Below are 19,592 nucleotides of genomic sequence, written 5' to 3'. Positions count from 1 at the left end.
CGGACAAGCGGTGCACCAGCGGCTGCGGTCAACTCGGCATCCGTCCGTGCGGCAGGGCGAACTCGCACCACACCGCCTTGCCGCCGCCCGGGGTCCGGCGGCAGCCCCAGTTCGACGCGATCGTGGCGACGATGGCGATGCCCCGGCCCGATTCGTCGCCCGGTTCCGCGCGGCGGCGTCTGGGGAGATGGTCGTCGCCGTCGGTGACCTCGATGATCAGGCGTCGGTCGGTGCGGCGCAGGCGCAGGCGCATCGGTGGCGTGCCGTGCTGGAGGGAGTTGGCGACCAGTTCACTGGTGGCCAGGACGCCCAGGTCGTGCAGATCGGCGGGGAAGCGCCAGCTGGTCAGGACGCCGGAGGCGAAGGCACGCGCGCGTGGGGCCGCTTCCACGCCACCCAGGAGGTCCAGGGCGGCGTTGCGGAACAGCTCGCTCTCCGGACCGGTGCGGGCAGGGTGCTGGAGGACCAGGACGGCCACGTCGTCGTCGTGGTCGGGGGTGACGCCCGCCGAGCGGACCAGGCGGTCGCAGACGACCTGGGGGGTGCCGGTGGCGCCGGCCAGGGCGCGTTCCAGGGCGGCGATGCCCTCGTCCAGGTCGGCGTCCCGGCGCTCCACCAGGCCGTCCGTGTAGAGGACGGCCGTGGAGCCGGGGCCGAGGGGGATCGAGCCCGAGGCGTGCATCCAGCCGCCGGTGCCGAGCGGCGGGCCGGTGGGTTCGTCGGCGCGCAGGACCGCGCCGTTCTCGTCGCGGACCAGGATGGGGAGGTGGCCCGCCGAGGCGTAGACCAGCTTGCCCTCGTTCGGGTCGTGGACCGCGTACGCGCAGGTGGCGATCTGGTTGGCGTCGATCTCGGCTGCCAGGCCGTCGAGGAGCTGGAGGACCTCGTGCGGGGGCAGGTCGAGGCGGGCGTAGGCGCGGACGGCCGTGCGGAGCTGGCCCATGACCGCTGCCGCGCGGACGCCGCGGCCCATGACGTCGCCGATGACGAGGGCGGTGCGGCCGCCGCCCAGGGTGATGACGTCGTACCAGTCGCCGCCGACCGCGGCCTCCGTGCCGCCGGGGTGGTACGTGGCGGCGACGCGCAGGTCGTCGGGTTCTTCGAGCTCCTGGGGGAGCAGTGACCTCTGGAGTGTCACCGCCGTTTCACGCTGGCGGCGTTCGCTGGCGCGCAGGCGTTCGGCGGCTTCGGCGTGGTCGGTGACGTCCGTGGCGAAGACGAGTACGCCGCGGCCGTCGCTGCCACCCTTGCCGTCGCCCTGGGCGACCGGGGTGCAGGTGAAGGTGTAGGAGCGGCCGTCGGGGGCCTTGCGGGACTTGACCGTGCGGGGTTTGCCGCTGCGCTGGACCTGGTCCAGGAGGGGGAAGAGGCCGAGGGCGTCCAGTTCCGGGAGGACCTCGCGGGCGCGTTCGCCCAGGGGGCGTGCGCCGAAGGCGGTCGTGTAGGCGTCGTTGACGTAGGCGATGCGGTGGTCGGGGCCGTGGACCAGGGCGACGAGGGACGGGACGCGGTCGAGGACCTCGCGCACCCGCAGTTCGTCGACGGCGGGTACGGACGGTGGCTCGTCGGCCAGTTGTTCGGCACGGGCGGCGGGTACGGAACCTTCCCGTCGCCGGTCCGGGGAGGCCGTCTGCTCGGTCCGCGCTGCGGCGCGGCGCTGCGTTCCGGGGAGCCGGGCGCTCCAGCGCGTGAAGTTCACGAATCCTTGCCTCGTGTAGTCGTCGGCGGCCGGCACCGGAACCGGCCGGGGCCCCGGGGGCCCGCACCGGGGCGAGGGGTGGCACGCCCGCGGTGGTGGACCAGTCTGGCAGTGAGCGGACCGGACCGGCATCCGTCAGACGCCGGGCCGGCCGGAGGAGTTCCTGGGTCCGGTCAGGACGACCCCTTCGGGTTCACCGGGGGGTCTTGAGAAGGCTTTCCACCGGCCGCGAGTTCGAACTCGGCCCGGGGGTGTTCGAGTGAACCCAGGGAGACGATCTCGCGTTTGAAGAGCCCGGCCAGGGTCCATTCGGCGAGCACGCGCGCCTTGCGGTTGAAGGTGGGCACGCGGCTGAGGTGGTAGGCGCGGTGCATGAACCAGGCGGGGTAGCCCTTGATCTTGCGTCCGTAGACGTGGGCGACGCCCTTGTGCAGGCCGAGGGAGGCGACCGAGCCGGCGTAGGCGTGTTCGTACGTCTGCAGGGGTTCGGCGCGCAGGGTGTGCACGATGTTGTCGGCGAGGACCTTGGCCTGGCGGAGGGCGTGCTGGGCGTTGGGGGCGCACTCGCGGCCCGGCTCATCCGCGGTCACGTCGGGGACGGCGGCGGCGTCTCCGGCCGCCCACGCGTGCGTGGCGCCCTCGACGGCCAGTTCCGCCGTGCACTTGAGCCGTCCGCGGTCGTTGCGGGGCAGATCGGTGGCGGCGAGGACCGGGTGGGGTTTGACGCCGGCCGTCCAGACGACCGTACGGGTGGGGAAGCGGGCGCCGTCGCTGAGGACCGCGACCCGGTCCGCGCAGGACTCCAGGCGGGTTTGGAGGCGTACGTCGATGTTGCGGCGGCGCAGTTCGGTGACGGTGTAGCGGCCCATCTCCTCGCCGACCTCGGGCAGGATGCGGTCCGAGGCCTCGACGAGGATCCACTTCATGTCCTCGGGCTGGACGTTGTGGTAGTAGCGCGCGGCGTAGCGGGCCATGTCCTCCAGTTCGCCGAGCGCCTCCACGCCGGCGAAGCCGCCGCCGACGAAGACGAAGGTGAGGGCCGCGTCGCGGATCGCGGGATCGCGGGTGGAGGAGGCGATGTCCATCTGCTCGATGACGTGGTTGCGCAGGCCGATGGCCTCTTCGACGGTCTTGAAGCCGATGCCGTGGTCGGCGAGGCCGGGGACGGGCAGGGTGCGCGAGACGGAGCCGGGGGCGAGGACGAGTTCGTCGTAGGTCAGCAGTTGCCCGCCCGTGCCCTCCTCCTCGGTGGCCAGGGTGGTGATGGTGGCGGTGCGCTTCGCGTGGTCGATGGCGGTGGCCTCGCCGATGACGACGCGGCACCGGTCGAGGACGCGGCGCAGCGGTACGACGACGTGGCGCGGGGAGATGGCGCCCGCGGCGGCCTCGGGAAGGAACGGCTGGTACGTCATGTACGGGTCGGGGGTGACGACGGTGATCTCCACGTCGCCCCGCTCCAGCTCCCGTTTCAGTCTGCGCTGCAGGCGCAGGGCCGTGTACATCCCGACGTAGCCACCACCGACAACGAGAATGCGCGCACGTTCCTTCACCATCCCATGACGCACCCGCCGCTGGCGTTTGTCCACAGCCTCGACAAATTGTGTGACCGGAGCGGGAGAGCGCGCGGAGTTGGCCGGAAAGGCGAGGTGTGGCGAATACCCGCAGGTCAGCGGGGGTAGTGTGGGGGGCGGTCGGGGGCACATTCAGGACGTATACGGCCCGTACTCCGATCGGTGGGCGCTCCGTGCGGAACGTCCCCCTTCTGAATTGACTCCCTCTCAACTATGTTCGTGTGTCGACGGGGTGTAGGGGGATGCGCTCGCCGGGTCCGCGACGGGCGGGGCCGGGGACCCGGGCCTGTTCCTCCGTCCCGGCATCGAATGGCGGGGAGTGTCTCCGGGGGGAGACGTCATTACCGGGGGAATGCGAATGCATGTTCAGGGCTCTCATTGGTCGTCCGCGTCCGCTGTCGCGGCGGGTGGCGCGACGATGAGCGCGACGGCGGGCAACGGACGCGGGAACGGAGCGCGGACGACTCCGCTGCGCGTGGACGCACAGCGCAATCTGGAGCATGTGCTGCGGGCGGCGCGCGAGGTGTTCGGCGAGCTGGGGTACGGCGCGCCGATGGAGGACGTGGCGCGACGCGCGCGGGTCGGCGTGGGCACGGTGTACCGGCGGTTCCCGAGCAAGGACGTCCTGGTGCGGCGGATAGCCGAGGAGGAGACCTCCCGGCTGACCGACCAGGCGCGTGCGGCGCTCGGGCAGGAGGACGAGCCGTGGTCGGCGCTGTCGCGCTTCCTGCGTACGTCGGTGGCCTCCGGCGCCGGGCGGCTGCTGCCGCCGCAGGTGCTGCGGGTCTCGGTCGAGGAGGACCGTGCCGGTCAGGCGCGGGTGCCGCAGCAGCGGACGCAGCCGGGCCCGGCTGAGCTGCGACTGGTGCCGGAGGAGCCGGTGGCGGTCGCCTCGGTGCCGACGGCGGCGGTCACGGCGGAGGACGACGCCGGGGCGTCGGCGCTGCTCGAGGTCGTGGGTCAGCTCGTGGAGCGGGCGCGTGCGGCGGGTGAGCTGCGGGCGGACGTGTCGGTGTCGGACGTACTGCTGGTGATCGCGACGGCCGCGCCCTCGCTGCCGGACGCGGCACAGCAGGCGGCCGCGTCGGCCCGGCTGCTGGACATCCTGCTGGAGGGGCTTCGGTCACGGCCGGCGTGAGGCGGGCCGGGCTGCCGGAAGGGTTTCCGCAAGGGGTTTCCGGAACGAGCGGAGCGATCGGCCGGTGCGGTCGGCCGGGCTGGTCGGCCGGACTGGTCGGCTGATCCGGTCGATCGGACCGGTCGGCTGTGGCGGTCATGACCAGCTGCGGGATCGGTCCGGTCAGCTTCCGAGCCAGGCGTGACAGGGATTCATTCCCCGAACGAGTGATGTCTAGTACTGGCGTGCGGTAAATCCCCACGGATGAGTGATGGTCCGGACTCCAGGGTTCTGAACAAAAGCCAATATGGCACTCTGACCCGGTGGTCTGGACGTGTTGGGCGGCTGGCGGGGGCTTTCCGCGATGAGCGGTGACGGGCGGGACGAGCCGAGCGGTAACGGGGACGCCACAGCAGGCGGCCCGGTCCCGCCGCAGGTGCCGAGCCAGGGCGGACGCGCGGGCGTACCGCCGAGCGGGCATCCAGCCGACGACTCGGTCCCGCCACAGCGCACCTGGCGTGAGGACGGCGTCCTGCCGCCGCCGCGCGAGCTGCCGCCCTCCGACGCCGATCTCATCGACCGGATGCGCTCGGGCGACGACACGGCGTACGAGGAGCTGTTCCGGCGGCATGCGCCGGCCGTGCGCCGGTACGCCCGGACCTGCTGCCGTGACGCCCACACCGCCGACGACCTGACCGCCGAGGTCTTCGCGCGCATGCTCCAGGCGGTACGCGGCGGCTCCGGCCCCGAGCACGCCGTACGCGCCTACCTGCTCACCTCCGTCCGGCGCGTCGCCGCCTCCTGGACGCGGTCGGCGCGGCGCGAGCAGCTCGTCGACGACTTCGCGGTGTTCGCCGCCCAGTCCGCACGCGGCTCCTACGTGTCCGACGACGACACGCTCGACCTGGGCGCGGACGTGCGGGCGATGCACGACGCCGAGCGGTCCATGGCCACGCGGGCCTTCCGGTCGCTGCCGGAGCGGTGGCAGGCCGTGCTGTGGCACACCGAGGTGGAGGACGAGTCGCCCAGCGAGGTCGCCACGCTCTTCGGGCTGGACGCCAACGGCACGCGCGTGCTCGCCAGCCGGGCCCGCGAGGGCCTCAGGCAGGCCTACCTCCAGGCCCACGTCAGCGCCACGCTCACCGCCGACGAGGAATGCGCGCGCTACGCCGACCAGCTCGGCACGTACGCCCGCGGCAGGCTGCGCACGCGTGCCGAACGGGGGCTGCGCAAGCACCTGGAGGAGTGCGCGAAGTGCCGGCTGGCCGCGACGCAGATCGAGGAGGTCGCTGGTGGCATCCCCGCCGTGGTGCCGCTGGCGGTCATCGGCTGGTTCGGTGCCGCCGGATACGCCAAGGCGGCCGGGCTCATCGCCGCAGGCGCGGGAGTGGGGGCGGGAGCGGCCGCGGCGGCGACGGGCGGGGGCTCGTCGGGCGGGACGGCGGCGGGCGCCGGTTCGACCGGTGGGGCCGCGGGGGGCGGCTCGACCGGTGGGGCCGGAGGTGGTGCGGCGGCCTCCGAAGGAGTGGGCGCGCCGGTGAAGGCGGGTATCGCGGCCGGTGTGGTCGCCGTGGGCGTCGTGGCCGCGGTGGTGCTGGCGCTGGCCGGCAACGAGAAGCAGCAGGACGAGGCAAGGCCCGCTCCCACCCCGTCCTCGCCGGTGGTCCGGCCCGCCGAGCCCACGCCCTCTCCTTCGGAGCGGGAACCGGGACCGCGGCCACCGGCGATGGTGCCCGCGCGCGCCGAGACGCCCGCACCGACGCCGACCCGCAGGACCAGCCCGTCGTCCACACCGTCCCCGGCCGCGACCCCGACGCCCACCCCACCGCGCGCGTCCCCGAGGCCGGCACCGCCCCCGGCGCCCACGCCCACACCGACTCCGACACCGACCGAGAGGCCGCCCACCCCGGCCGTCTACCAGTGGAGCGAACTGTCGTACGACATCAGCGGCGACGGCACCGCGCCCGAGATGCGGATCGGCGCGAGCAGCTGGGTCTGGCAGCGGGACGGCCTGTCGGCAGGCGACCGGCGGTACACGCACGGCGTCACCGTGCACGGCCGCTCCTCCGTCACCATCGACCTCAACCGCTCCTGCTCCTCGTACGAGGCGCTCGTCGGGGTGGACGACATGGCGCTGAAGCTCGGCAAGGTCTACTTCTCCGTCTACGCCGACGGGGTCCGGCTGTGGCGGTCCGGGCTGGTGGAGGGCGGTGACCCGGTGGTTCCCGTCCAGGTGAACCTCACCGGCCGGAGCACCGTGCGGCTGGTGGTGGAACCGCACGGCGCCCTCGACAACCTGGGCCTGGCGGACTGGGCGGAGTCCAGGTTCACCTGCGGTTAGCGGCTCTCGGCCCGGTGGCGTGCGAGGTCCGTGCCTTCTCCAGCTCGCGCAGGACGTCGTCCGCCGTGAGGGCCGTGCCCCGGGCGCGCTCCGACTCGCACCGGGCAGGGCCCAGGGCGGCACGCGCGGCTGCCCCGGTCCGTTCCACCTGGGCGTGCTCCGGCATGGGGCGGGGGCGGCCGGCCCACCAGTGGTCCCCGGCACCGAGCAGCCGTGCCGCGCGCGGGAAGTCGCCGAGGTCGGCCAGCAGTCCTGCCGCGCTGTCCACGACGATGGCCCGGATCAGGTCGGAGCACCGCTTGTCCACGGCCTCGCGCAGGGCTCCGGTCAGCTTGGCCAGGCCGGGCCCCGGGCCCAACTCGCTCGCCGTGACCACGGCGTCCATGAGATCCAGCATCACGACGAACTGGGGCGGCGGTGTGCCGCGCGCGGCGTCCGCACGCGCCGCCTCGCAGAACTCGCGCGCCCGGGTGATGTCCCCCTCCTCGAACGCCATCTGGGTCCGCAGCAGCAGGACGAACGCCCTGGAGTCCGCCACGCCGTACCGTTCGGAGGCGGCACTCGCCTCGTCCAGCCCCGCCAGCGCGGCCGGGCGGTCTCCCGCGCGGTAGGCGATCTCGGCGAGCCGGGCGAGGAGGAACGGCGACTCGGCGTACGCGCCCACCTCGTAGGCGAGCCGCAGCGCCTCCTCGTACTCCCCCTTGGCCTCCTCGAAGCGGCTGCGCGCCATGGCGGCCTCGCCGGCCGCGCTGCACACCTGGGCCCGCAGCCAGCGGTCACCGGTGCGGCGGCTGAGGACGCGCAACTCCGCGAGGTCGTCGTCCACGCCGTCCAGGTCACCGGGTGCGTCGACGACCATGTGCGTACGGAACATCAGGGCCACGGCGGTCTCCCAGTCCCCGCCGTACATACGGCAGTTGGCGACGGCGGAGTCCATGACGGCCCGGAGGTCGCTGCGGTCGCCCAGGTAGGAGGTGATGATCGGGCAGACGAGCCCCGGGATCCGGGCCGCCCGTGGGCCCCCTTCCTGGAAGTAGGCCCACACCCGCTCCACATACGGCCGCCGCTCGTCGACGAACCGCTGTATGGGCCCCGCCTCGGTCATGAAGAACACATGCAGCAGACGCAGATCCATCCGCAGGGCGTGCAGCGGATGCCCCGACTCCCCGTCCGGCGCGGCGAGGAAGTGGTCGACCGGGTCGGGCGGGCCCGGCTCGCCGCCGGACGGCACAAGCCCCGCGGCGGCGTCCCTCTCCACGCCCAGCCGCAGGGTCCGGCCGAGCCACTCCAGACCCTCGTGCCGGTAGTTGCGCAGCCACCAGAACCAGCCCATGGCCAGGGCGAGCGCGCCGGCCTCCTGCTCGTCCCCGGCCGTGAGGGCCCGGTCGAGGGCCGCGCGGATGTTGTCGAGCTCGGTCTCCAACCGGGAGACCCACGGCAGTTGCCCGGCGGAGCGCAGCAGCGGCTCGGCCTGCTCGACGAGCGCGCGCACCCACGCCCGGTGCCGCCGCTCGGCCGCGGCGCGCTGTTGCGGAGCCTCGGCGGCACGCTCGACGGCGTACTCGTGGATGGTCTCCAGCAACCGGTACCGCATGCCGTCCAGGTCGTCCGTCCCGCAGGGTGCCGCGACGACGAGGGACTTGTCGACGAGGGCCCCGAGCAGTTCGGCGGCGGGCCCGGTGCACACGGCCTCCGCCGCCGCCAGGTCCCAGCCGCCCGCGAACACGGACACCTCGCACAGCACCGTCCGCTCGGCCTCGTCGAGCAGGTCCCACGACCAGTCGACGACGGCACGCAGGGTCTGCTGGCGGGGCACGACCGTACGGCTCCCGGAGGTGAGGAGGCGGAAGCGGTCGTCGAGCCGGTCGGCGATCTGCCGGGGCGTCAGCAGCCGGAGCCGGGCCGCGGCCAGCTCGATGGCGAGCGGCAGCCCGTCCAGGCGGCGGCAGATCTCCGCCACCGCCCGCTCGTCCCGGAGCACGGCCTGCGCGTCGGGACGGACGGCGGTGGCGCGCTCGGCGAACAGCCGGCGGGCGTGGTCCGGCGGCAGGGGCTCGACCGGACGCACCAGTTCACCGGGCACGCCCAGGGGTTCACGGCTGGTGGCGAGGATCGTGAGCCCCGGGCAGCGGGTCAGCAGGGTCTCGGCGAGGCGGGCGGCGGCGCCGATGACATGCTCGCAGTTGTCAAGGATCAGCAGTTGGCTGCGCGGCGCGCAGTACTCCACGAGCAGGGCGACGGGGTCGTCCTGCATGGCCGTCAGCTCGCTGGTCATCAGCACGGTCTCGCGCAGACCGAGCGCACTGACCACCGCTCCCGGCACCGCCTCCGGCCGGTCGAGCGGGGCGAGCTCGGCCAGCCACGCCTGCGGCAGCCCGGCGGCGGCTTCCTCGGCGAGACGGGTCTTGCCAGAGCCGCCCGGTCCGGTGAGGGTGACGAGTCGGGCCCTGTGCACGTCTGAACGGATGGCGGCGATCTCGGGTTCCCGGCCGACGAACGAGGTCAGACGGGGACGGATGTTCCCGGTGCGCTCGGGCCGAGTGGGCGCTGCCTTCTCGCTCCTCGCGGCCGACGCGAGCAGGTCGGCATGGAGGGCGCGCAGTTGCGGGCCGGGGTCGGTGCCGAGGCGCTCCGCGAGGGCGCGGCGGGCGGACTCGTACGCGGCGAGGGCGTCGGCTTCGCGGCCGGTGTCGCGCAGGGCGCGGATGAGGAGGACGTGCAGCGGTTCGTCGTACGGGTGGACGGAGGTCAGTTCGCGCAGTTCCGGTACGACGTCCGCGGCGCGGCCGAGCCGTAGGCGGGCCTCTGCCCGGGCCCGGGTCGCCTCCAGGCGCGTGGCCTCCGGGCGGGTGGCGGCGGTGCGGTCGGGGAGGTCGGCGAGGGCGGGGCCGCGCCAGAGGGCGAGGGCGTCGTCGAGATGGCGTTCCGCCAGGGCGGGGGCGTCGGCGGCGAGGGCGTCGGTGCCCTGCCGGACGAGCCGTTCGAAGACGAAGAGGTCGATGTCGTCCGGTGTGGCCGTGAGGCGGTAGCCGCCGGTGTCCGATGTCACGGCGTCCTTGCCGAGGGCGCGGCGGAGGCGGCCGATGAGGGCCTGGAGCGCGGCGTGGGCGTCCTGGGGCGGGTCGTCCGTCCACACCTCGTCGATCAGCGTCCGGGGGGTGGTGACGCGGGAGGGGCGTAGGGCGAGGGCGGTGAGCAGGGCGCGGAGGCGGGGGCCGCCGACGGGTACGGCTGTGCCGTGCTCGTCCTCTGCCGTGGTGACGCCCAGGATTCTGTACCGCACCGGGTCATTGTCGCCCGGGTGGGTGTGAGGGCCGTCGGGTTTTCGGGGCCGGGTGTTTCTGAGGCGGCGGGGACGGCAGGCGTTGTACGACTCGGCGCTGCCAGGTGCCCGGCGTTGCGGCTGAGGCCGGGTGGGTCCGCAGCCCGGCGGAACGGGGTGCCGCTGCGCCCACCCGTGCCGCCCTGGGGGCACCTCCCAGGCCCTTGAGGCACTGGGGGAGACATGACTGCCCGCGGCCAGGGGAAGGCGCTACACCCGCCGCACCCCGGCGGCCCCCGCCCCCAACGCCCCCCGCTGCGGCGCGATCCCCGCCGGTACGGCCCGCTGACGGGCCGGTGTGCCCGTCCAGCAGGTGCCGCGGCGGGACAGCAGGCGGCGCAGCCACAGTTCCAGGGAGACGAGGTCGGCGAGGCCGTCCAGGGGGAGGGGCTCGCCGGCCGCCGCGGAGCGCAGGGCCTTGCGGACCACCCGGGCTTCGACCAGCCCCGCCTCCGCCAGCAGCGGCGTGTCGAACAGGGCGACCAGGGAGTCCGCCGCCACCCTCAGCCCCGTACGCGCCGCGGCCGCCGCCGTCGCCTGGGTCGGGGCGCCCCACCCGGGCGGCAGGTCCCGCACCCCGGCCCCTTCCAGCACCGTACGCAGGATCGCCGCCCGCGCCCCCGGCCGCACCCGCAACGCCTCGGGCAGCGCCCGGGCCGCGCGTACGACCTGGTTGTCGAGGAACGGCGCGTGCAGCCGCTGGAAGCGGATCTCCGCGGCCTGCTCCAGCACCCGCAGGTCCGCCGCATGCCGCGCCAGCGCCGCACGCGCGCGGAAGTCCCCTGGCCGCTGCCCCGGCCCCGCCAGCTCCGACCGGTGCGTCGCCGCCTGAAGGCGAACCGATACTTCAGCGAGCGCCTCACCGGTCAGCCAGCGCGCCGCCGGCCCGGGTCTCCCCCAGGTCAGCGCGGCGAGCGAGGCCTCCACCGCACCTCCGGGCGCGTCCAGGCCGTCGTCCGTGCGGTGGTCGAGCAGGCGCTCGGCCAGGGATTCGAGCCCCGCCCGGTACGGAGTCCGGGACAGCCGTCGCGCCGCCGCGTACACGCGCGCGGGGACCAGCACCGAGCCGTCCGTCTTCGCCAGCGCGGCGACGGGCCGCACCAGGTGACGCCGCTTGCGGTCCATCAACAGGTCGGCCAGGCGCGCGGGATGGGCGTCCAGGACCTGCCGCGCGCCGTAGCCCGTGAAGTGGTCCGCGCTGCCGGCCGCGAGCCGCGCGCGGTGCCGCGCCGCCGTCACCAGGGACGCGCCCGGCTCGTCCGTCAGCGGGCCCTCCAGATCGGCGTACGGAAGGGTCTCCTCGCCACCGGCCACGACGACATGGTGCAGCCGCGGGTTCGCGGCCAGCGCACCCGCCCGCTCCAGCTCGGCCTCCCGCCCTCCGACGGCCAGGTCGTTGAACGTCACCGCCAGCAGCCGCTCCCCCGCGCCCGTGCCGTGCCCCAGCACCGTGCCCGGCATGCCGGGCAGCCCCGCGGCCAGCAGCGCCAGCGTCCCCGAGGCCGGCCCGCCGGACAGGTCGGCCCCGATCCCCGGCACCGGCATCCCGCGCGCGGCACGCCGCTCGGCGGGCCCCATGCCGGGCACGGGCCCCGGGTCGATGTCCGCCCCGGGGACGTGCCGCGGCGCGGACAGCCGCGTCCGTACGGCCTCCACGAGCGCGTCGCGCACGGCGTCGACCGCGCTGTCGGGGTCGGCCGAAGGCGCCGCCACCGCCAGCGAGGCGACCGGTTCGTACCCGGCGATCTCACGCGCCCCCGCGCGCAGGATCAGCGCATGCCCGGGCGGAATGCGCTTCACGCCGTCGTACGGCGTGGAGTCGTGCAGCGCGGCGGGCACGTCAGGGGCGGCCAGCAGCGCGGCGAGGTGCCCGAAGTCGAGGTTGGCCTCGATGAGGTCGGCCAGCGGCAGCGCGGCCGTCGCATACGCCGTACCGCCGGCCCAGGGGGTGTAGAACACCGGCCGCGCGCCCGCGAGGTCGCCGCAGACGGTGACCCTCCTGCCGACCTGCACGATGGCCGTGTAGCTCCCCGGCCAGGCGGTCAGATGCCGAAGTGCCCCGCCGCGCGCGGCGAACAGCGCGACGCGCAGCTGCTCGTCGGTGGCGCCGCAGATACCGAGGACGGCGATGCGCGTGCGCTCGTCGGCCTTCACGACCCGCACCTCGTCGGGGCGCCAGTCACCGACCGCCCACAGCGGATCGGGGTCACCCCACAGGAGGTGGGAGCCCACCGGGTGCAGGGTCTCGCCGTCGGGTCCCGTGGCCCCCGCCGAGCCGGCAGCGACGGCTCCCGCGGCGGTGCTGCTCCATCCCACCAACCACCGCATCGCCGCCTCCACAGGCTGTGGACAACCAGTGCACCGTACGAACCGGTTCACCATGCTGCCATGAAGGAAGCGTTCCAGAGTGCGCCCGCGCCGCTTGCGCTCCGCCGAACGCGCCCCGGCGGAGCCACCCACGCCGCCTCGAACACCCCGGAACGCCCCGAACTCCCCCACGCCACAAGAGGAAACGAGCGGAGGAGACGGCAGTGCGGCCGGCAGTGAGGCCCGAAGGAGAAGGAGGCGGTGGAGGCAACGGTGGAGCGGCAAGAACAGAAGGGACCGTCAGGAGGCAAGACCCGTCAGCGACACGTCACCAGTACGACTGCGGCGCGAATGCGCCCCCGATACGCGCCCCGAATACGCCCGACGCGCCCTCAACTGCCATGGTCGGAGGCCTGATACCCCACCATCGACGGGGTCGATTTTCGGCCAAATCCCTGTTCCGCACGCAGCGTCGAACACTCTCCGTACAGGCCCTGCGTACCACCGCACGGTCGCGCAGTCCGGGAGACGGAGCACGCCTCCCGGACCGTTCCGCCGCCCGCGGGGATGAAGGCGGCGGTGTCCCCCAGCCCACTGGATCCAGTACAGCGGGCCGACCCACGCAACGACCATGGAACCGCTCCCGCGATGGCCGGAGAAGAGCGCACGGACAGGCGCACGGCCACACAGTGGGAGCACATGGCAACAGCCCGTATCTGAACCGCACTTCAGTACGGACCACAATCCCGCCAACCGGAACAATGCCCCTTAACGCTTGGGATGCGGCGAACTACGCTGGGTTTACGAATGCCGCGTGGTTATGCCAACGTCGGCAGCCGTCTGTGTCGAGGGGTGGCGCATGTCCAGGGAGCAACGCGGGCCGAACGAAAAACTCGGCGCCGTTCTCGCCCTCGCGGGAATCTCGAACGCAGGCCTCGCGCGGCGCGTCAACGATCTTGGCGCTCAGCGAGGACTGACGCTTCGCTATGACAAAACGTCGGTGGCGCGCTGGGTGTCGAAGGGCATGGTGCCGCAGGGTGCGGCACCGCACCTCATCGCCGCCGCCATCGGCCAGAAGCTGGGCCGCCCGGTGCCACTCCACGAGATCGGCCTGGCGGACGCGGACCCCGCGCCCGAAGTCGGCCTCGCCTTCCCGCGGGACGTCGGACAGGCGGTGAAGTCCGCGACGGAGCTGTACCGTCTCGACCTCGCGGGCCGCCGCGCCGGCGGCGGCATCTGGCAGTCGCTGGCCGGCTCGTTCGCGGTGAGCGCGTACGCGACGCCCGCCTCACGATGGCTGATAACCCCGGCCGACAGTTCGGTCGCGCGTGACGTGGGCCCCGGCGAGGGCTCCGGCGCACCGCTCAAAGTCGGCCACAGCGATGTGCAGAAGCTGCGGGAGGCCGCCGAGGACGCGCGGCGCTGGGACTCCAAGTACGGCGGCGGCGACTGGCGTTCGTCGATGGTCCCCGAGTGCTTAAGGGTGGAGGCGGCTCCGCTGCTGCTCGGCTCCTACTCCGACGAGGTCGGCCGGGCCCTCTTCGGCGCCTCCGCCGAACTCACCCGGCTCGCGGGCTGGATGGCCTTCGACACGGGCCAGCAGGAAGCGGCCCAGCGCTACTACATCCAGGCCCTGCGCCTGGCCCGGGCGGCGGCGGACGTCCCCCTCGGGGGCTACGTCCTGGCCTCCATGTCCCTCCAGGCCACCTACCGAGGCTTCGGCGACGAGGGCGTGGACCTCGCCCAGGCCGCCCTGGAACGCAACCGCGGCCTGGCCACGGCCCGCACGATGAGCTTCTTCCGCCTCGTCGAGGCCCGGGCACACGCGCGTGCGGGGGACGCCCAGGCGGCCGGCGGCGCCCTGAAGGCGGCCGAGAGCTGGCTGGAGCGCGCCCGTCCTGGCGACAACGACCCGAGCTGGCTCGGCTTCTACTCCTACGACCGTTTCTGCGCCGACGCGGCCGAGTGCTACCGCGACCTCAAGGCGCCCCGCCAGGTCCGCCGCTTCACGGAACAGGCCCTCTCGAAGCCCACCGAGGAGTTCGTCCGCTCCCACGGCCTGCGCCTCGTCGTCTCGGCGGTGGCCGAACTGGAGTCGGGGAACCTGGACGCGGCGTGCGAGCAGGGCGTACGAGCGGTGGAGGTCGCCGGCCGTATCTCCTCCGCCCGCACCACCGAGTACGTCAAGGACCTCCTGCACCGGCTGGAGCCGTACGGCGACGAGCCACGGGTGGTCGAGCTGCGTGAACGTGCACGGCCGCTGCTGATGGCTCCGGCCTAGCCGCGCAGGCATGCTGCCGTCTCCGCGTTTGAAGGCATTGTCAGTGGCGCAGTGCACTATCGAAGCGGGAGGTGGTGCAGGTGACGCGGGTGCCGGAGATCGCGTACGACTGTGACGTGCTGGTGATCGGCGGGGGGATCGTCGGTCTGTCGACGGCGTACGCGATCACACGCGCCGCACCGGGCACACGTGTCACGGTCCTGGAGAAGGAGCCGGGCCCGGCCCGGCACCAGACCGGCCGCAACAGCGGCGTCATCCACAGCGGTATCTACTACCGCCCCGGCTCCCTCAAGGCGCGCTACGCGGTGCGGGGCGCGGCGGAGATGGTCAAGTTCTGCGCCGAGTACGGCATCCCGCACGCGGTCACCGGCAAGCTGATCGTCGCGACCGACCGCGCGGAGCTGCCCCGCCTGCACGCGCTCGTGCAGCGCGGCCGGGAGAACGGGATACCGGTGCGTGAACTGGGCGGCTCGCAGATCGCGGAGTACGAGCCGGAGGTGCGGGGCCTCGCCGCGATACACGTCGGTACGACCGGCATCTGCGACTTCGTCGCGGTCGCCCGCCAGCTGGCCCACGGCTCGGGCGCGGAGATCCGCTACGGCACGCGGGTCGTGCGGATCGACCGCCGCCCCGAGCGGGGAGTCGCCGTGCTCACGGCTGCCGGGGATGTCGTGCGGGGGCGGATGCTGGTGAACTGCGCGGGTCTGTACAGCGACGAGATCGCCCGGCTGACCGGGGACGACCCGGACGTCCGGATCGTGCCGTTCCGCGGGGAGTACTTCGAGCTGGCCCGGCCGGAGCTGGTGCGGGGCCTGGTCTATCCGGTCCCCGACCCGGCGTTCCCGTTCCTCGGGGTGCATCTCACGCGCGGGATCGACGGGGGTGTCCACGTCGGGCCCAACGCGGTGCCGGCGCTGGCCCGCGAGGGGTACGAGTGGGGGACGGTCCGTGCCCGGGAGCTGGGGTCGACGCTGGCCTGGCCCGGGTCCTGGCGGATCGCCCGGCGGCACTGGCGGTACGGGGCGGGGGAGCTGCGGCGGTCGCTGTCCAAGGGCGCGTTCACGGAGGCGGTGCGCAGGTTGCTGCCCGGGGTGTCCGAGGACGACCTGGTGCCGACGGCGGCGGGGGTCCGGGCCCAGGCGGTACTGCGTGACGGCACGCTGGTGGACGACTTCCTGATCCGCGAGGGCGCTCGCACGGTGCACGTGCTGAACGCGCCGTCTCCTGCGGCTACGGCGTCCCTGCCGATCGGCAGGGAGGTGGCGCGCAGGGCGTTGAGCGCCCTGTGAGAGCCCGGCGCGACGAGGTGCCGCTGCGCCCACCCGTGCCGCCCCAGCGGCACGACTGCCCGCAGCTAGGGCGGCCACGGCGGCCCGCAGCGCGACGGCCTGCGGCAGCTAAGCCGAGACGCGCCCGCACCCGCCGACGCACGGAAGGGGACGTGTCGGGGGGTGTCCGCCCGCAGCGGTTGGCGCGTCAACGGACGGTTAGTCGGTACGCAACCCCATCGCGCCGTTCCGAGGACGGACACCCCCCGGCGCGGCCCCGACCCACAACCGGCGCGTAGGCGCGACACAAGCCCCCACCGAAGCAGCCACAGGCCGCCGCAGGCAACACCGCCCCCCGGCAACCACACCACGGCCGTAAAATCGGTCTCACTGTGTCTGACTCCGTGCATACCCCCGAACCTCCCCAGCTCCCCACCCCCGGTGCCTCCATCCGGCACAGCCGGGCCAAGGGTGAGCCGCGTTTTCCCGATGGGCCGAAGGCCGATCCCGCCGGGTCGCACTTCGAGCGGCGGATCCGGAGTTTTCAGCCGCGGCGCAGCCGGGTGACAGCCGGCCAGGCGGACGCGCTTCAGCGGCTGTGGCCCAAGTGGGGCCTCGACATCGACGGCAGCCGAGCCCTCGATCTCGCCGACCTGTTCGGCAACGACAACCCCGTCGTCCTGGAGATCGGCTTCGGCATGGGCGAGGCCACCGCCCGGATGGCCGCAGCCGACCCCACCACCAACATCCTCGCCGTCGACGTCCACACCCCCGGCCAGGGCAACCTGCTCAATCTCGCCGACCGGAACGGCCTGTCCAACATCCGGGTCGGCAACGGCGACGCGATCATCCTCCTCCGGGAGATGCTCACCCCGGACTCCCTCGACGGCCTGCGCGTCTACTTCCCCGACCCGTGGCCCAAGAAGCGGCACCACAAGCGCAGGCTCATCCAGCCCGACTTCCTGACCCTCGCCGCCACCCGGCTCAGGCCCGGCGCGATCGTCCACTGCGCCACCGACTGGGAACCGTACGCCGAACATATGCTCGACGTACTCACGGCACACCCCGCCTTCGAGAACACGCAGGCGGACGGCGGTTTCGCGCCCCGTCCGGACTTCCGTCCCCTGACCCGTTTCGAGGGCCAGGGACTGGACAAGGGACATGTCGTGAACGACCTCCTCTTCCGTCGCGTACAGCACGTGGACCAACCCCCCGCCGGCGCCTGACCGCACTCGCACCCGTACCCCGTATCCCTCCGCCTGCGGACAGCGCCCATCCGTCGTTAGGGTCAATGCCGTGGCCACCAGCCCCCCACACACGTCGTACCCCAGCGTTCCTCCCGGCGGCGCCACCGCCGGCGCACCCACCGCCGGCCCGCTGCGGCACGCCCACTGGTGGCAGCGCACCTGGGTGCGCTACGGCGCGCTGACCACGCTGCTCGCGATATCCGGCCTCGTCATCCTCGCCCTGGTCCGCGAGGAGACCGGCACGGAAGGGTTCCTGGTCGGGCTGGGGCTGGCCACGCTCCCGGTGCCCCTGCTCATAGCCGCGTTCCGCTGGCTGGACCGGGTCGAACCGGGCCCCTGGCGGAATCTGCTGTTCTGCTTCGCCTGGGGCGCCTGCGCGGCGGCGCTGATCGCGATCGTCGCCAACAGCTTCGCGACCAGATGGATAGCGACGGCGACGGCGGATCCCTCCAGCGCGGACACGCTCGGCGCGACCGTCATAGCGCCGGTGGTCGAGGAGATCGCCAAGGCGGCGGCCGTCTTACTGGTCTTCCTCTTCCGGCGCCGCGACTTCACCGGGATCCTCGACGGAGTGGTCGTAGCCGGCGTGACGGCCACCGGCTTCGCGTTCACGGAGAACATCCTCTACCTGGGCACCGCCTTCGGCACCGACCAGCTCACCGGGGGCACCGGCATCGCCTCCGTCACGGCGGCGACCTTCTTCGTGCGCATCATCATGTCGCCGTTCGCGCACCCGCTGTTCACCGTTCTCACCGGCATCGGCTTCGGCATCTCCGCGCTCGCGGCGGACCGCCAGCACGTCCGGCGCGTCGCCTTCCCGCTCTCCGGGCTGCTGCTCGCGATGGGCATGCACGCGATGTGGAACGGCTCGTCGGCGTTCGGCGAGTACGGGTTCTTCGCCGTGTACGCGGCGTTCATGGTGCCCATCTTCGGGCTGCTGACGTGGCTGGTGATCTGGACACGGCAGCGGGAGCTGAGGACCGTACGGGCGGAGCTGCCCGCGTACGCCGTGGCCGGGTGGCTGTCCCCGGTGGAGCCCTACGCCCTCGGCTCGATGAGGGCCCGGCGGATCGCCCGCCAGTACGCCCGCCGCCACGCGGGCCGGGCGGCGGCGCGGGAGGTCGCGCGGTACGAGGCCTACGCGACGTCCCTGGCGTTCCTGCGGCACCGGGGCCGCCGCGGCCGCGCCGGTGCCGACTTCGTCGTGCGGGAACGGGAACTGCTGGACGAACTGTGGCGGCGCCGGGAGACGGCCCGCCCCGCACTGGACTACGCCGCGCGGGTCACGGCCCCTCCGGTACCGGTGGTGGCCCCGCCCTGGCCGGTGTACGGGGCGTACGGGTACGGCTATCCGGCGACGCCGACGCCGTACCCTGCCTACCCCGCCTACAACCCGTACCGGTCGTAACAGGAACCGCTCAGGCCGAAGCCTCCGTGAGCCGCCCGAGCTCCGCCTCCGTCAGCGTCAGCTCCCCGACCCCGATCAGCGCGGGCAGCTGCTCCACCGTCCGCGCGGAGGCGATCGGCGCCGCCACCGTCGGCTGGGCCGCGAGCCAGGCGAGGGCGACCGTGGCGACGGGGACGTCGTGGGCCGCGGCGACCTCGTCGAGGGCGTCGAGGACCCGGCGGCCCCGCTCGGTCTGAAGGTGCTGGGCGGCACCGCCCGCCCGCGCGCTGTCGACGGTCGTACCGGGCCGGTACTTGCCGGTCAGGAAGCCCGAGGCGAGCGCGTAGTACGGGACGGCCGCCAGGCCGGTCCGCTCGGCGAGGTCCTGGAGCTCGCCCTCGTAGGTGTCGCGGGAGACCAGGTTGTAGTGGGGCTGGAGGGCCACGTACCGGGCGAGCCCCTCGCGGTCGGAGAACTCCAGGGAGGCCCGCAGCCGCTCGGCGGAGATGTTGGAGGCGGCGATGTGCCGCACCTTCCCGGCCTTCACGAGTTCGTCGAGCGCGCCGATGATCTCCTCCACCGGCACGTCGGGCTTGTCGTAGTGGGTGTAGTAAAGGTCGATGTAGTCGGTGCCGAGGCGCCGCAGGGAGGCGTCGGCGGCGGCCTTGATGTTGGCGGCGGACAGGCCCTGGAACTCGGGGTGCTGGCTGACCTTCGTGGCGAGGACGACGTCCGCGCGGTTGCCGCGCGATGTCAGCCACTTGCCGAGGACGGTCTCGGACTCGCCGCCCTGGTTGCCGTCCACCCACGCCGAGTAGACGTCGGCGGTGTCGACGAAGTTGCCGCCCGCGGCGGTGTACGCGTCAAGGACGGCGAACGACTGTGCCTCGTCGGCGGTCCAGCCGAAGACGTTGCCGCCGAGGGCGAGCGGGAAGACCTCGAGGTCGGAGGAACCGAGCTTGCGAAGAGAAGTCATGCTCCGTGTCAACGGCCGTGCGGGGGAGGCTCATTCCGGAGCGGACGCAAAACCTGCGTGAACGCCCCCGCACGAA

11 protein-coding genes are annotated in these 19,592 nt (G+C 73.5%); 6 read left to right on the top strand and 5 right to left on the bottom strand.

Annotation, left to right across the window (positions count from 1 at the left end; genetic code table 11):
• Positions 1 to 28: 28 nt before the first annotated feature.
• Positions 29 to 1,699, bottom strand: coding sequence for a SpoIIE family protein phosphatase (locus tag MQE23_RS23815; protein ID WP_037668622.1), 1,671 nt, complete (start codon positions 1,697 to 1,699; stop codon positions 29 to 31).
• A gap of 173 nt (positions 1,700 to 1,872) precedes the next feature.
• Positions 1,873 to 3,252 carry an NAD(P)/FAD-dependent oxidoreductase gene (locus MQE23_RS23810; RefSeq protein WP_020272010.1) on the bottom strand — a complete coding sequence of 460 codons (1,380 nt, stop codon included), beginning with the start codon at positions 3,250 to 3,252 and terminating at the stop codon, positions 1,873 to 1,875.
• 376 nt (positions 3,253 to 3,628) lie between these two features.
• On the opposite strand from MQE23_RS23810, the gene MQE23_RS23805 reads away from it, so the two are divergent.
• Both MQE23_RS23805 and MQE23_RS23800 read left to right on the top strand, forming a co-directional pair.
• Positions 3,629 to 4,408, top strand: a complete 780-nt coding sequence (locus MQE23_RS23805; protein ID WP_037668621.1) for a helix-turn-helix domain-containing protein — start codon at positions 3,629 to 3,631, stop codon at positions 4,406 to 4,408.
• A 343-nt stretch (positions 4,409 to 4,751) separates the two neighbouring features.
• Positions 4,752 to 6,728 (top strand): sigma-70 family RNA polymerase sigma factor, encoded by a 1,977-nt coding sequence (locus MQE23_RS23800; protein WP_243380221.1) that lies wholly within the window; start codon positions 4,752 to 4,754, stop codon positions 6,726 to 6,728.
• On the opposite strand, the gene MQE23_RS23795 is transcribed toward MQE23_RS23800, so the two are convergent.
• Positions 6,715 to 10,011: a BTAD domain-containing putative transcriptional regulator gene (locus MQE23_RS23795; RefSeq protein WP_243380220.1), complete on the bottom strand. Its 3,297-nt coding sequence runs from the start codon at positions 10,009 to 10,011 to the stop codon at positions 6,715 to 6,717. The genes MQE23_RS23800 and MQE23_RS23795 overlap by 14 nt on opposite strands.
• Positions 10,012 to 10,260: 249 nt before the next feature.
• Positions 10,261 to 12,378: an asparagine synthase-related protein gene (locus MQE23_RS23790; RefSeq protein WP_243380218.1), complete on the bottom strand. Its 2,118-nt coding sequence runs from the start codon at positions 12,376 to 12,378 to the stop codon at positions 10,261 to 10,263.
• Between the two features lie 838 nt (positions 12,379 to 13,216).
• On the opposite strand from MQE23_RS23790, the gene MQE23_RS23785 reads away from it, so the two are divergent.
• The 4 genes from MQE23_RS23785 (at position 13,217) to MQE23_RS23770 (ending at position 18,561) form a co-directional block, all read left to right on the top strand.
• Complete coding sequence (locus tag MQE23_RS23785; RefSeq protein WP_037667410.1) at positions 13,217 to 14,638, top strand: hypothetical protein; 1,422 nt, start codon at positions 13,217 to 13,219, stop codon at positions 14,636 to 14,638.
• Between the two features lie 80 nt (positions 14,639 to 14,718).
• The gene (gene lhgO, locus MQE23_RS23780) at positions 14,719 to 15,927 is read left to right on the top strand and encodes an L-2-hydroxyglutarate oxidase (protein ID WP_243380216.1); all 1,209 of its coding nucleotides are present in this window, start codon (positions 14,719 to 14,721) and stop codon (positions 15,925 to 15,927) included.
• Between the two features lie 371 nt (positions 15,928 to 16,298).
• Positions 16,299 to 17,132: a tRNA (guanosine(46)-N7)-methyltransferase TrmB gene (gene trmB, locus MQE23_RS23775; RefSeq protein ID WP_243380215.1), complete on the top strand. Its 834-nt coding sequence runs from the start codon at positions 16,299 to 16,301 to the stop codon at positions 17,130 to 17,132.
• 70 nt (positions 17,133 to 17,202) lie between these two features.
• Complete coding sequence (locus tag MQE23_RS23770) at positions 17,203 to 18,561, top strand: PrsW family intramembrane metalloprotease (protein ID WP_037667408.1); 1,359 nt, start codon at positions 17,203 to 17,205, stop codon at positions 18,559 to 18,561.
• A gap of 10 nt (positions 18,562 to 18,571) precedes the next feature.
• Here MQE23_RS23770 and MQE23_RS23765 read toward each other — a convergent pair whose 3' ends face one another.
• The gene (locus MQE23_RS23765; protein WP_020270467.1) at positions 18,572 to 19,516 is read right to left on the bottom strand and encodes an aldo/keto reductase; all 945 of its coding nucleotides are present in this window, start codon (positions 19,514 to 19,516) and stop codon (positions 18,572 to 18,574) included.
• Positions 19,517 to 19,592 lie beyond the last annotated feature (76 nt).

It is taken from the genome of Streptomyces sp. HP-A2021 (assembly GCF_022807935.1).
Lineage (GTDB): Bacteria > Actinomycetota > Actinomycetes > Streptomycetales > Streptomycetaceae > Streptomyces > Streptomyces afghaniensis.
Note: the sequence above shows the minus strand (reverse complement) of the source record. Positions and strands in the feature narration are given on the sequence as shown.